The following is a 13,091-nucleotide window of genomic DNA, read 5'->3' as shown; positions in this document are numbered from 1 at the left end:
CTCACTCCGGCTTCAGGGAATACGAATCCCCTCGGGTCGGTGACCCGATGAGGCAAACACTGTCTTCGAGAGAGGGCTCACACGAGCTGTCGTGCCTGCTCCTGGAGCCGGACCTTGTCTTTCTTTCCTGTCGTCGTCTTCGGCAGGGCTTCACACGCGTCGATGCGCGTGGGGACCATGTAGCGGGGAAGGTAGTTGGCGCAGTGCTGTCGCAGATCCTGCGCGCTGGTGCTCGCGTTGTCGCGCAGCACGACGAACGCGCGCAGCTCATTGCCCGTGAGATCGTCCGGGAGTGTCAGTGCCGCGCTCTCCTCGACATCCGGGTGGCGCAGGAGCACCTCTTCCACGGCGCTCAGCTCGATGCGGTGACCCCGGACCTTGACCATGTCATCCCTGCGGCCCAGGAAGCACAGCGCGCCGCCGCTCTCCCGGATGACGCGGTCCCCGGTCCGATAGGCGAAGGCGTGGCCCGGAATGGGCCCGAGCACCTGACGTGTGCGCTCCTCCATGCCCCAGTACCCGCTCATCAGCGTGGGGCCCGCGACGCACAGCTCTCCTTCTTCTCCATCTCCCGCGAGGATGCCGTCATCGCGGATGACGAAGACCTCGTCCCCACAGCAGACCTGGCCAATGGGCAGGGGCTCGGAGCGCGCGAGGTCCGCGGGGGTGACGAGGTGGAATGTGCAGACGTTCGTCTCGGTGGGGCCGTAGAGGTTGAGGTAGCGCGGCCTGGGCAGGGTGAGGACGAGCTGGCGCAGATACTTGAGCGGGAAGACCTCACCGGCGAAGAGCACGGTGCGCAGGTTCGGAAAGCCGTGCCGCGACAGCTCGCCCCGGGCCACCAACTGCGTGAGCACCGAGGGGACCGAGTACCAGATGGCGATGTGCTTGTACGCGATGAAGTCCGCCAGCTCGCGAGGGAAGACGGAGAGCGAGGTGGGGACGAGCACGAGTGTCGCGGCGCCCTTCGCGGTCGCGAAGACGTCGAAGACCGACAGGTCGAAGTGGAGGGGTGCGTGGCTGGAGACGCGGTCCCCGGGGCGCACTCCCGCGACGTTGAAGGCCCAGTCGACGAAGGCGTGCCCGGCGCGGTGGCTGAGCATGACCCCCTTGGGCTGCCCCGTGGAGCCGGAGGTGTAGAGGATGTACGCGAGGTCCTCGGGGGAGGACTCGGCGAGCGGCTCCACCGGGGCGCTGGACTGGGCTCGCACGTCGGCCCAGGTGAGAGTCACGGGGGCGCCCGGTTCCTGGGGGAGGCGGAGCGTGTTCGTCGGGCGGGCCTCCACCAGGATGATGCAGCGCAGGCTCTCCACGTCGCGCAGGGAGGCATGCCAGGTGGGGATGGTAATGACACCCGAGAGCGCGCAGTCCCGGGCGATGAAATTCAGGCGCCACTCGGGCGAGGCGGGGTCGATGGGGACGTAGGCGGCACCGGCCTTCAGGATGCCGAAGAGACCGATGATGGCTTCGAGGGACTTGTCGAGGTGCAGGCCCACGCGGTCGCCCCGGCCGATGCCCTGGTTCCTGAGCGTGCGGGCCATCTGATTCGACGCCGCCTCGAGCTCTTCGTAGGAGTAGGTCCGCTCTCCGTCGATGACGGCGATCCGGGCGGAGTGGGCCCTGGCGCTGTCTTCAAGATACTGGAACAACATGGCTGTGGTTCTCCGTCACAGGCCCATGGAGCGGGCCACGAGCTCTCGCTGGAGCTCCGAGGTGCCGGAGAAAATCCGGCTCCCCAATGCGTCACGCACTTCCCGCTCCAACTCCGTCTCGGTGAGGTAGCCCAGCCCGCCGTGGAGCTGCACCGCCTCCATGCTCGTCTGGACCCAGGACTCGCTGACGTGGAGCTTGACGAGGGAGGCCTCGAACATGGCCGAGCGGCCCTGCTGCTTGAGCCAGGCGAAGCGGTACAAGAGGCCCCGCGCCGTCTCCAGCCGCAGCTTCATCTCCACCAGCTTGCTGGAGATGGCCTGGAAGCCACCGATGGGCCTGCCGAACTGCTGGCGCTCACGGGCGCGGCGGATGCAACGCTCCAGCGTGCGCTCCATCGCCCCCAGCGCGGGCGCGAGGATGAGGCCGCGCTCGTACTCCATCATCTGCGAGAAGAGGGCAAGCCCGCCGCCCTCTTCACCCAGGCGGTTGCTCGCGGGGACCTCGCAGTCGTCGAGCCGCAGCTCGCCCATGCTCGCCGTGCGCAGGCCCATCTTCGGGACGGTGCGCTCCACGTGGAGCCCGGGCTGGCCCTTCTCCACGAGGAAGGCCGTCAGGCCGTCGCGTCCCCGTGAGGCGTCCACGGTGGCGAAGACGAGCAGGAGGTCCGCCACGGGGCCGTTGGTGACGAAGACCTTGCGCCCCTGGAGGACGTAGCCTTCGCCCTTGCGCGTGGCGGTGGTCTGCAGGGCGGCGACGTCGGAGCCGGCCTCGGGCTCCGTCATGGCGTGGCCCCCCAGCATCTCTCCGCGCGCGAGCGCCGGCAGGTAGCGCTCCTTCTGCGCCTCCGTGCCGAAGAGCAGGATGGGGAGCGCACAGGCCCACAGGTGGGCGCCCAGCGCGAAGAGCAGCCCGTTGTCGGCGCAGCCGTACCCGAGCCCCTCCATCGCCTGGGCGGTGATGGGCACCGGGTGCTCCGCGCCGCCATACCGGCGCGGAATGGGAAAGCCCGCGGCGCCGAAGCTGGCGAGCCGGTGCCACCCTTCGCGGTTGAAGGTGCCCTCGGCGTCGAGGGTGACGACGTCGAAGTCGAGGCGCTCGCGGCCGAAGGCGACCGCCGCGGCCTTCATCCGACGCTCGTCGGGTGTCCACGCGAAGTCCATGACGGCTCAGCCTCCGCTTCCCGTGAGCGCGGGCACGGGAGCCCGTGGACGCGGTGACATGACCTGGGCGAGCAGCTCCGGGGGGACGGTGAAGTCGTCGAACCAGCGGCCTCCGAAGGGGCGCTGGATGGGGATGATTTGATCGCTGGAGTAGGAGAGGACGCGGCGGTTGTAGGAGCGGATGACGTCGCGCAGGGACGAGGGCAGGGCGCCATCCAGGGTGATGGCGCGCTCCATGTCCGCGAGCAGCTCCTGGGTGTCGGAGATGGCGGTGAGGATGCTCTGGCTGATGGCGCGAGGGAGGACTCCCGCCTGGCCCTTGGCGCGAACGAGCGCGGCGACGGCGCTGTACGTCGTGTCCTGGAGCTGCTTGCGGGACAGCCAGCGCGTCTCGTAGTTGAGGCGCCGGTGCCAGAGCGGCTCCACCATGGCCTGACGGTGCTCTTCCAGGGTGCGGTGGAAGATTCGGTAGCCGTGCTGCTCGGGCTCGACGAAGAAGCGCGAGCCCGGGTCGAGGAAGGGGACCATGGGGCACAAAAGCGGCAGGACGCGCTGGCCCTGGAACTTCTCCATCAGCCGGATGCTGTAGTCCACCGTGTCGAAGATGGACTGCGGCGTCTGCTGGGGCATGCCGATGAAGAACCAGATCATGACGCCGGCGATGCCCGCGTCGAGGGCGCGAGGAATCCACGCCTCCATCTGCTCCATGGTGTACGTGCCGCGCCCGGCGAGCTTGCTGATGACCGGGTCATGCGACTCGGGGGACAGCATGATGTACGACTGGCTCGACTCCCCCATCTTCTTCAGCGTCTCGTCCGGGGTGAGGTGGAACTGCTCGACGAAGAGCTGGCGGTAGCCGCTCTGCTTCACGGCGTCGAGGTACTCGTGGAAGCGCGGACGCGTCTCCGAGTAGCACTGGAGCGCGTAGATGCCCGTGGTCGCCGCGGCGGGGCCCATGGACTTCAGCTCGTCGACGATGCGCGAGTGGTCCTTGGAGATGAGCGTCTTCTTGACGCCCATGATGTTGCGATAGGCGGACCGCGAGCCGCCGCACCAGGGACAGTCATAGGCGCAGCCGGTGTTGGGCAGCGTCATGATGAGCTTGGTGGTCGCGACGTCGTCCACGGCGTCGCGGTAGTAGGACCAGTCGACCGTGGCGTCGTTGTAGTTCGTCGCGGGCTTGTGGCTGAAGCCGGTGCGTTCCACCTGCTGGGTGCGGCGCTTGTAGAGGAGGTTGGGGATGTCCACGAGGCGCCGCTCGCCGGACTTGATGGTCTCCACCAGGCGTCGGACGGGTTCCAGCGTGTCGTAGCCCTGCACGACGATGTCGATCTCCGGATACTGGATGAGCTGCTCCGCGTAGAACGTCGCGGAGATGCCACCGCAGATGATGACCGCGTCGGGGTGGACGAGCTTGATGCGCTTGGCCAGCTCGATGGTGCCGTGGCACTGCGCCATCCAGTGCAGGTCCAACCCGAAGACCGGCGCCTCGAGCCGCCCGAGCAGCTGGTCCACGTCGAGCTCGGGGTGCTTGAGCATGAGCGCGGCGACGTTGACGATCTTCACCGACAGGTCGTGCTTGCGCAGGTGCTCCTGCATGGAGAAGAACCCGATGGGGTACATCTCGTAGATGGACGTGACGTTGACGCTGTCCGAGTCGCTGAGATAGGCGAACAGCAGGTCGTCGCGCTCACGAAAGTCATACACGCTGGGCGCGTGCAGGAGAAAGAGGTCTGCTCGTAGCGTACTGGACGACGTGCTCATGAGCAGCGTTCTCCGGGGGTGGAGCTGCGATGAAGCCTGTCTTTGAACGCCGCCGAGAATGGACGGGTGACCGGTGAAAGTCGTTCGTCCCCGGGTCTGGGACGTGCGCTTCCTTCAGGACAGTGAATTCCGGAATTCTCGCTGAATCTGAGAGCGAGGCGGCGCGCGTGAGTTGTGAGGAGGACGTGGCGTGTGCGGGGAGGGCAGGAGTGTCCGAGCGCTCACAGGTGGGATGCGGGGTCCATCGGGAGTGCGGGCCGGGGAGCGGTGGATGGCCGCGGCGCCGCCCGGACCTGTCCGACCTGCCGGGTCGACGTGCCTTGACGTGTCAGGCGCTGGCTTTGACACGTCAAAACATCTGGCTGACGCGTCAGTATCCGGGGTGCAGTGATTGCGCGAGGGGGCGTATGGATTGGGATGGCTTTGCACGGGGCTCATCCGTGCCGGCTCCACATCTACTCCGGATCGAGCGCCCAGGTGCCGTCCTTCCAACGTCGCAGAGTCATGATCGCTCCGATGGCGGCAATCCCTCCCTCGTTCGCTGCCGCTTCCAATACCGCCTTGGCTTCCGCCGTCCTGTAGCGGAGCAGAAACGCAGCCGCCATGGCTCGAACGTCCGTACGCGGATGCTTCATCAGCACGGCGAGGGCGTCTCGCCCAGTATCCCCCTGCTCGCGTAGCGCCTGAAGCGCGGCGGTGTACTGCTTGGCGTGCTTGTTCCCCGTCTTGGAATCTCCTCGATGAATGGCATCAGTCTGGGCCGCGACATTCCGAGCGAACTGCTCGACCAGTTCTTCCAAATTCATCACCAGACCCTCAGCTTCACGTTCTCAATGGCCAACAGCCCGAACTCGCGTTGGGCCTCATAGGACTGTGTACTCATCCACTGCCGTACGGTCTGCGTGAGCGACTGAGTAATGTCGTAGCGGATCGACGAGTAGAGGGAACTGACCTTGGTGTGCAGGCTCTTGTCCAGCGGGATGACGTTCTCGGTGTTGTGGAGGGACTGGGGGCCGAAGCGCGTCACGTTGCCCGGGGTCTGCTCGACGATGTGGTGCCACTCCTTGTTCTTGCCCGCCGGCCCCATGGCCTTCTTGAAGCCACTGAACGAGCCCCAGGCCCTGTAGCCCATGGGCCGCGCCTTGGCGGAGGCGCCGCCGCCCGTGCCGCTGGCCGCCATGGCCACGGCACCGGGTGCGAGGGCGATGGTGACGGTCTCGGCGCTCACGGTCACCGCTCCGACGTCCGCGACCGCCGCGAGCCTGAGGCCCACCTGCGCTTCAGCCTGCACCGCCGCCTGCGCGGCGCCGGGAAGCCTTGGCACCTTCGACCCCAGCCCCGCCGCCGTGTTTCCAATGGCGGCCACGGCCAACATGGCGAACGCACGCGCCGCGTTGCGGCCCATGACCCGGCCGTAGCGCTCGCCCGCCTCGCGGAGTTCGTCAAACGTGGTGGCTCGCTCCGCCTCCTCCACCAGTCGCTTGAAGCCCACGATGAGGGTCCAGAACGTATCGACCCCCACGTAGGCAATGAGGGTGGCGGTCATCACGGCGGCCACGCCCTTCGAGAAAGGCTCGGGCACCGCGAGCAAGATGCAGTACGTGGTCCACGTCCAGAGAACCGTCGACATCATGGCCTGGGGATCGGCCATGTCCTTGAAGGCATCCATCATCTCGTTCAATACGACGCCCTGTGCCAAGGCCATGGCCAGGGCGTAACGGCCATCCCCGGTGACCGTGGGGTTCTCCACCAGGAGGCGCAGGCAATCGCCGGGCTTGTTCGCGCGCTCGCACCAGCGCAGGTATGTGCGCGTCAGCTCCACCTCTGTCGCGGATTGTTCACCCTCCAGGTGTTCGCCCGGGCCCAGCGGGATGACGCGGTGGCCGTGTGGCTCGTACAGGTACGAGCCACTGCGCGAACCCACCTCGAACAACCGCCGGGCCACTTCCTGGGGACGAGTGGACGGCCGCACGCTCCGGGCGAGCGCTTCTACGGCTTCAACGAAGTCGTCTTCGTCCAGCTCCACCGGTGAGGCATCGCCGCTGCGTGGGGTGAGGACGATGGGCTTGCCCAGGTCCGTGTGCAGGCGCACGGACTTCGTGGTGCCACTGCATCCGGCCAGCATCACGAGCAGTAGCGGAATCAACCATCGCGGCGACATGCGGAGCCCTCCTGGCACTGGCCGCTTTTACTCGGGAGCACATCTGCGGTGCAGGGCCAGGCAATATCAGATAGAGCTGATAGGTGTACCCGGCCGAATCGGGCGCCAGGTCGAGCGTGGGGCCGACGGAGTGCTCCGGGACTTCACGCCGCGGAGCGTGACCGAGCGCGGCTCGCTCGTCCCTCCTCGCCATCTACACATTGATAGGGACACGCCCCCCACCAGTAGGCGCAAGAGGGGCCGAGTTGCGGACGACTCTCCCCCTGCGCTGGGAGGGGCGTGCCCTTCGTGACACTGGTACGCTTTGGAGTCGGTTGCGTGTAGGGTAGAGAGTGTGGGGGTCGCAGCGGAGGGATGGGTAGGGGCATCGTAGGACGCGCTTTGGTTCCTACTATTTCCCTGCTGACGAGGTCCAGGCAGGGCCAGTAAGGGCCGGAAACGACTGGGCACGAGTGGCGGAACTGGCAGACGCAGCGGACTTAAAATCCGCTGGCCCGAAAGGGCCGTCCGGGTTCGATTCCCGGCTCGTGCACTTCTTTGCTCAGTCTTTACAGGTGGTTATCAAGGGCAACCGCCTGTGTCGCACGTATGTCGCACGCCAGTGCAATGGGCCGGTCCAGGACGTTGACCGCGTCTCTCCTGGCATCGGGGCTCAGGTGGGCGTAGCGCATCGTCATTTCGATGGTCGCGTGCCCCATCAACTCCTGAATCACTTTCAGCGGGACACCTCTCATTGCGAGGTGGCTGCCGTAAGTGTGGCGCAGGTCGTGCCAACCGATTTGGCCCACTGCCCGGGTGATGCCTGCTGCCCGAAGTGCACGAAGAAGCGGTGCCGACATCTTGCCTTTGGTGAGCGGTTGTCCGTCCTCTTGGCAGAAAACGAATCGACCCCGAAGGTGTCGGTGGGCCTTGAGTGCATCCACCACGGACGCAGGCAGCTCGACCGACCGCTCGCGACCGCCCTTCGGCAAGCCTTCCACCCCTCGCCAGATGCTTCGGCGGACGTGGAGCATGCTGCGCGGCAAGTCCAAGTCGTTCCACTGGAGCCCAATAAGCTCTCCCTGCCGAAGCCCTGCCTTGATCGCGACGAACAGCACGGCGCGCCATTCCGGCTCAGCAACGGCGAGAAGATGTTCGGCTTCCTCAAACGACAGGAAGTCGAAAGGAGGCTTCGGTAGCTTCCTGAAGAGCTTCACGCGCGTCGCCTGCCGGATGGCTCCTTGCTCTTCCGCGAGTGCCAGCAGCGTTTGCAGCACGGCCAGAACATTGTTGATGGTCTTCAAGCTCAGGGGCTTGGGCGCTCTGTTCAGCCGCTTCTGGATAGCTCGCTTTGACGAGGACTCCTTCAGCTTGTGAGCCGCCGACTTCTTCTTGCGCATGAGCGCCTTGAAGTCCTCAGTCTCCGCTGAACCAATGCGCTCAAGAGCCATCTTCCCGAAGAATGGGAGGATATGGTCTCTAAGAATTTGTCGCTTGCTGTCGACGCTTGAGTGTTTGTTGTTGTTCTCACTGTAGGTGAGGAAGCGTGGCGTGAATTGCTCGAACGTGAGCGGGCTATCCTCCCCTGGCTTCTCCTTTCCGAAAGTCCCGTTGAGTAGGGCGTTGCGCAGGTCGCGTTCGTATGCCTCAGCACCCCGACGGGTCTGAACGGGCGAGAACTTCACGACTCGCTGTTTCTGTCCGTCCGCGTGCTGATACACGAAGTCCACTTGCCACGCCTCCTCTGACTTCCCTTCCTTCGTCGTCCACTTCCGCAATCTGACGCTCATCGTCTACTCCCAAGCGCAGAATCACGGCCCTTACCCGAGGGCCACGTTACCAGGGCATCCCGCCGAATACGGAGTGCTTTTCCGATGCGTACGACTCCCGGCACCTGACCGAGCCGGATGGCCTCGTAGAGCGTCTTCCGGTTTACGCGCAGCAAAGCGGCGGCCTCGTCCACGGTGAGAAACGTAGGTGTGTCCTCCGAGCTGTTGGAGATGGGCTCGGACATGGCTACCTCGGGTAGACGCGGCGGGGAGCGAGGCGACCGAGGGTGTGAAGCCCGATGCCGATGGCGTCCCAGACGTTGTGATGGATGGTGGCGGCGCTGGGCAGCTCGACGCACAGGTGCTCGGCGGCGTCGAGTCGCTGTTTGATGCGCTCGATGAACGCGTCCGCGTCGACGGTGCCCTTCCAGTCGCGCGGGTAGACGCTGCGACGGCTGGCGACGTTCGGCAGGAAGCCACCGAGCATGCCGACGACGCCCGCTAGCTGGATGAGGTCGTTCTGGTCGCCCTTCTGGTGCGCGGCGGCGTAGACGCGGGGCATCTCGAGGATGAGCTGGAAAGGCTCGTCGCCCACGCGGGAACGGAGCCACTCACGGACCGCGAAGGCCATGGACGCCCACGATGCCAGCGACAGCTCTCCGCCCTGGTGCTCGGGGTTCTTAGGCAAGCCGGCGGCCAGGAGGGTGGCGCGCTCGTGAAGCGGCGCATCGAACACGGCGACACCGCAATGACGGAGGCCGGGGTCGATGGAGACGAACTTCGCGGCGCGAGGCGCGGGGGGATTCTCGGAAGGAGGTGTTGTGCTCACTCCTTCTTGAATGGGGACACTTTCCGCGACTGGTTCAGGCCGCCTTCTCCGCGACCGGTTCCCACACCACCAGTTGCCCAGTGTCGTTCCTCACCGTGGCCGCGTCCTTCGAGAGCACGCGCGAGAGTGCCGGCTCGGCTTCAATCGCCCCCGCGAGGTCCGGCGTCACCTCTCGCATGGCCTGTCGCATGAGTTCCGCCATGCGCTCGGCGGCATCGTGGAGCCGGTTGGGGCAGTCCGCGCGCAGCTCGGCCACCAGCTCGTCGTGCACCATGAGGACAAGGCGCGAGCCCCAGAGTGGGGAGCGACGGTCCGCGTACATCTCCCGGGACACGCGCCAGGTCGCCAGCTTCGCGCCCACGGCACCGAGTCCCTGGAAGGGCGTGTTGAGCCACTGCGTGTAGCTGCACCCTCCCCGGAGGATGTCGGCGCCCGGAATCATGACGTCCACGAGCTGGCCGTTGCGCGTGTAGGCGCTGGCGCGAGCGAAGAGGGCGCGCTGCTCGGGCCATGCGTCGAGCCACCTGTCGCCGTAGCGGCGCGACACCTCGACGCACGCGGCGCAGACCATCTTCACCTTGCCCTGGACGCGCACGGGGACGCGCTCCACGCCGCACGTGTCCGCCACCTTCGCCAACAGGCAGAACCGAACGCCATCCTTGGCGCGTGCGTGGTACGCCATGCCGCCGGCTCCGAGACCCCCGCCCTTGCCGAAGTTGAAAATCTTGGCGAGGGAGCGGAAGGACGTGGCCGTTGCCTCCTTGGCCTTCACGCGCGGCAGGAGGGTGTCGTAGCTCTCCCCAAGGAAGGTGGCTGCCGCAGAGGTGTGGACGTCCTCCTTGGCCAGCAGCGCGTCGGCCATCCGCGAGTAGCCCACATCCCAGATGGCACGCTGGGCCATGGTGCGCAGCTCCAGGCCGCCGTAGTCCACGGAGCAGAAGACGAAGCCAGGGCGGGCCTCGTGGCACTCGCGCACGCCACCGCGCTGGGGAAGCTGCTGGTAGTCGCTGGAGACGCGCGTCGTGGACACCAGCACATTGAAGCGCGGGTTGAGGGGGGCCGTGGTGCCGGCCGCCAGCTTGCCCAGGTAGGTGGAGCGGTACTTGTCCACCTTGCCGGCTTTGCCCAGTTCCTCCAGCACCGTGTCGCCCGAGTCGAGGAGGGTGTCCCGGTCCGTCGCCACCTGTCCCTCGGGGAATCTGGAGGATGGAGGGGTGACGGGAGGCGAGCCGTTGTAGGCGGCGGTGACGAGCTGGGCGAGGCGCTTGGAGTCCTTGGTGCCGTTGGCGCGGAAGATGCCGGCGGCCTGGAAGTGAGCGCGGTTGGCCTTCCACTCTTGCTCGACGCGGCGGCGCAGCTGCTCGACGCGTCCGGCATGGGTGCGCAGTCCCCACACGGAGGCGAGGTGGAGGGCGAGGGCGGCGCGGACCTGGTCCCCTTCGGCGTGGAGGTTGCCACCGTTGGGGATGCCGGACGCGGCGCGCTCTTGGGACAGGTGGACGTCCAGGGTGAAGCGCGCGTCGCGGAGCGGGTACTTCACGGCGCCTTCGGGCCACTGCTCCAGCGGCACGCCGTCCAGCTCTCCGTAGCGCAGGCGCCACGCATCGGGGGCGTGCTTGTCCGCGCTGATGTCGAGGCCGAGGTGGCGCCGCACCAGGAGGGCCAGCGGGTAGCGAGCGCCCTCGTCATCTCCGAGTGGGCGGCCCGTCTCAGGGTCCACGCCATGGAGTCCCCGGGCAATGTCCAAGAGGGCTTCGCGGATGGCCACGTCATGGAAGCGGCCCGCCTCGGCGGCAGCGAAGACGGCGTCCACAAGTCGCGGGTCATCCGCGCACATGACGCCCAGGTCGTACGGGAGATTGGCGCCCGCCAGCTCGACGTCCGGCGCGCGGAGGGCTTCACGGAACCACGCGCGGGCCTGGGCGGCGGAAAGGAGCTGCTCGCTTCCAGCTGCGTCCAGGGCGATGGAGGCGCAGACGAGCGGAGGCGCCAGGAGGCCGGGTTGAATCGGGTACGTCTCGGTGTCGAAGCTGAAGAGGACGGGCACAACACCGAAAGGCCCGTGACGTGGGCCAACCGTGGCGCCCTGGGGAGAGCGCCAAGAAGTCCAGAGATGGAGGGAACGTCAACCCAGGGCGTCAGCGAGCGGCGGCAGCTTGGCGGAGGCGCGCTTGGACTCGATGGCGGCCAGCTCCGTGTCCGTGGGGCTCACGTTGCTCCATCGGTAGCCCTCGATGACCTTGCCGGGCCTGCCGTCCTTCTCCGGGAGCGTCTTGGGGAAGACGTCGCAGTCCACCAGGAGGAAGGCGCCGGCCTGCTTTGCCTCGGTGAACTTGGCGATGAAGTCCGGAGAGACTTCGTGCTCCTCGGCACCGGCCAGGGCCATGAGGAACGCCTTGAAGCGCCCGCCTCCGTTCTTCTTCGAGTCGGAGAGGTTCTCCACGTAGCTGGTGATGAGGCCGGGCCGCGTGGGCTCGGTGTTGTGCTGGGTCCGTTCCGACGTCACCACCTTCACTTCAGCGATGGCGGACAGGCCCTTGAAGCCGTCCTTGGTGCGGATGGACTGCACCTCCAGGCGGTAGCGGCCTGCCTTGAGGTACTGCGCGCCGAGGGCGGCTTGGGCGGTGGCGATTCGTGCGAGTGCTGCGTTGCTCATGGGCCCGAGTTCCCAGTCAGGTGACGGGACGTCGAAAGGACGTCCTCACCTTCCCTTTATGGGGACGCTTTCTGGGAGTGGCTCGGTTGGTGCCGGTCAGAAGGCTAAGATTCGGTGCTCTTAGAAATGATGAGGGGTGTAGTCAGGCGCCAATGTGTTGAATCGACCCGATAACAGAAGTGCCAAGCGGAGCTCTCTTTAGGAACGCACGATATCCTTCGTCATAATAGGGAGGAGGGAAGATGTGATGGGTCGCCGTCAGGGCGCCAAAGCCAAGCCAATCCTTGGCCTTGGCTGTTTTGGCGCAGATAATTCCGACGACAAAATCCGAGAGGTCCATGTGTTCTGGCTCGGAGTAGGCGCGCCTTCGCAGGAGAAGACCGTGCTGGGCGTGAGGTCGAAGGTATGTGGATGGCGTGGCGCGTCGTAAATCGATTATTATAGAGTTCTTGCTTGTGAGAAATCCCGGCTTGTTGGCCTCAGTCGTCTCTTGACCGCCTTGCATTAGTATGATGTATGCATTCTCGGATTCGCTAGGGGCGAAATGTAGATACTGGCTGATGGGGCCCGTTGAGAGGCTGTTCTGGCAGGCAAACCACAAAGCCGTCCATGCGTTGTCGACCAGATCAATCCATCGGGTCTTGATTCCATAGTGCTGCAGGAGTGGTTCGAGCGCGTCCGATGGCATCTTTCCTATGAAGGCGCCAGAGGTGGTGGCTAGTCTCGTGTATTCGATGACTTTTTTCTCTCGCTCCGACATCCCTCCGGTTGTCTTGATACTTCGAAATAGGGACGGCGTCATTGATGGGTAGAGTTTATTCTGTCCGCGAAAGAGGACAGGGCCATGTTGGCGTAACGCGTACTTAAGGTAGCCAACCGCCTGGATGAGTGCATGGGGTGTTTCTACGGTGAGGATGTTGCTTGTTGGGTCCCAGTGCATGCTCTTGTTGTTCTTGAGGCGGGATAGATGGTTTGGAGGCATCGCTCATGTGCTTGTTGGGGTTAGGGGCGCACTCTAGGGTGAGTATCCCATGGGGTGGCTTGAGACTGTCCTTGCGTGGAGGTGCTTTCCGGGAGCGGTTCATTGGACTGTGGACATATCCCGCGCGGGTGCGATGAG

11 protein-coding genes and 1 tRNA gene are annotated in these 13,091 nt (G+C 65.7%); 1 reads left to right on the top strand and 11 read right to left on the bottom strand.

The genetic code is table 11. The features are described 5' to 3' along the window. Positions 1-77: 77 nt before the first annotated feature. The 5 genes from HUA76_RS32600 to HUA76_RS32580 form a co-directional block, all read right to left on the bottom strand. The gene (locus tag HUA76_RS32600; protein WP_174463047.1) at positions 78-1,652 is read right to left on the bottom strand and encodes an amino acid adenylation domain-containing protein; all 1,575 of its coding nucleotides are present in this window, start codon (positions 1,650-1,652) and stop codon (positions 78-80) included. A gap of 15 nt (positions 1,653-1,667) precedes the next feature. After that, positions 1,668-2,813, bottom strand: a complete 1,146-nt coding sequence (locus HUA76_RS32595; RefSeq protein ID WP_174463046.1) for an acyl-CoA dehydrogenase family protein — start codon at positions 2,811-2,813, stop codon at positions 1,668-1,670. Between the two features lie 6 nt (positions 2,814-2,819). Further along, positions 2,820-4,577: a B12-binding domain-containing radical SAM protein gene (locus tag HUA76_RS32590; protein WP_141642384.1), complete on the bottom strand. Its 1,758-nt coding sequence runs from the start codon at positions 4,575-4,577 to the stop codon at positions 2,820-2,822. A gap of 455 nt (positions 4,578-5,032) precedes the next feature. After that, complete coding sequence (locus tag HUA76_RS32585) at positions 5,033-5,383, bottom strand: DUF2019 domain-containing protein (protein ID WP_174453634.1); 351 nt, start codon at positions 5,381-5,383, stop codon at positions 5,033-5,035. Further along, a complete protein-coding gene (locus tag HUA76_RS32580) occupies positions 5,383-6,738 on the bottom strand; it encodes a hypothetical protein (RefSeq protein WP_174463045.1) in 1,356 nt (451 codons plus the stop codon). The genes HUA76_RS32585 and HUA76_RS32580 overlap by 1 nt, the downstream gene beginning before the upstream one ends. A 446-nt stretch (positions 6,739-7,184) precedes the next feature. Between HUA76_RS32580 and HUA76_RS32575 the strand changes: the two genes are divergently transcribed. Beyond that, a tRNA-Leu gene (locus tag HUA76_RS32575) sits at positions 7,185-7,270 on the top strand. Between the two features lie 16 nt (positions 7,271-7,286). On the opposite strand, the gene HUA76_RS32570 is transcribed toward HUA76_RS32575, so the two are convergent. From HUA76_RS32570 to HUA76_RS32545, 6 genes are all read right to left on the bottom strand, one after another. Beyond that, the gene (locus HUA76_RS32570; RefSeq protein ID WP_174463044.1) at positions 7,287-8,507 is read right to left on the bottom strand and encodes a site-specific integrase; all 1,221 of its coding nucleotides are present in this window, start codon (positions 8,505-8,507) and stop codon (positions 7,287-7,289) included. Beyond that, positions 8,504-8,731 (bottom strand): helix-turn-helix domain-containing protein, encoded by a 228-nt coding sequence (locus HUA76_RS32565; protein ID WP_174463043.1) that lies wholly within the window; start codon positions 8,729-8,731, stop codon positions 8,504-8,506. Before HUA76_RS32565 ends, HUA76_RS32570 begins: the two co-directional genes overlap by 4 nt. Before the next feature lie 2 nt (positions 8,732-8,733). After that, positions 8,734-9,315, bottom strand: a complete 582-nt coding sequence (locus HUA76_RS32560) for a hypothetical protein (protein WP_174463042.1) — start codon at positions 9,313-9,315, stop codon at positions 8,734-8,736. A gap of 34 nt (positions 9,316-9,349) precedes the next feature. Then, entirely contained in the window at positions 9,350-11,362 is a 2,013-nt protein-coding gene (locus HUA76_RS32555) for a DNA polymerase (RefSeq protein WP_174463041.1), read from the bottom strand. A 78-nt stretch (positions 11,363-11,440) separates the two neighbouring features. Then, on the bottom strand, positions 11,441-11,971 hold the full coding sequence (locus HUA76_RS32550) for a hypothetical protein (protein WP_174463040.1): 531 nt from the start codon (positions 11,969-11,971) through the stop codon (positions 11,441-11,443). A gap of 142 nt (positions 11,972-12,113) precedes the next feature. Next, complete coding sequence (locus tag HUA76_RS32545; protein WP_217440527.1) at positions 12,114-12,953, bottom strand: FRG domain-containing protein; 840 nt, start codon at positions 12,951-12,953, stop codon at positions 12,114-12,116. Positions 12,954-13,091 lie beyond the last annotated feature (138 nt).

Origin of the sequence: Myxococcus sp. CA056 (assembly GCF_013336715.1) — a bacterium.
Classification (GTDB): domain Bacteria; phylum Myxococcota; class Myxococcia; order Myxococcales; family Myxococcaceae; genus Myxococcus; species Myxococcus llanfairpwllgwyngyllgogerychwyrndrobwllllantysiliogogogochensis.
This window is presented reverse-complemented; position numbering and strand designations above follow the sequence as displayed.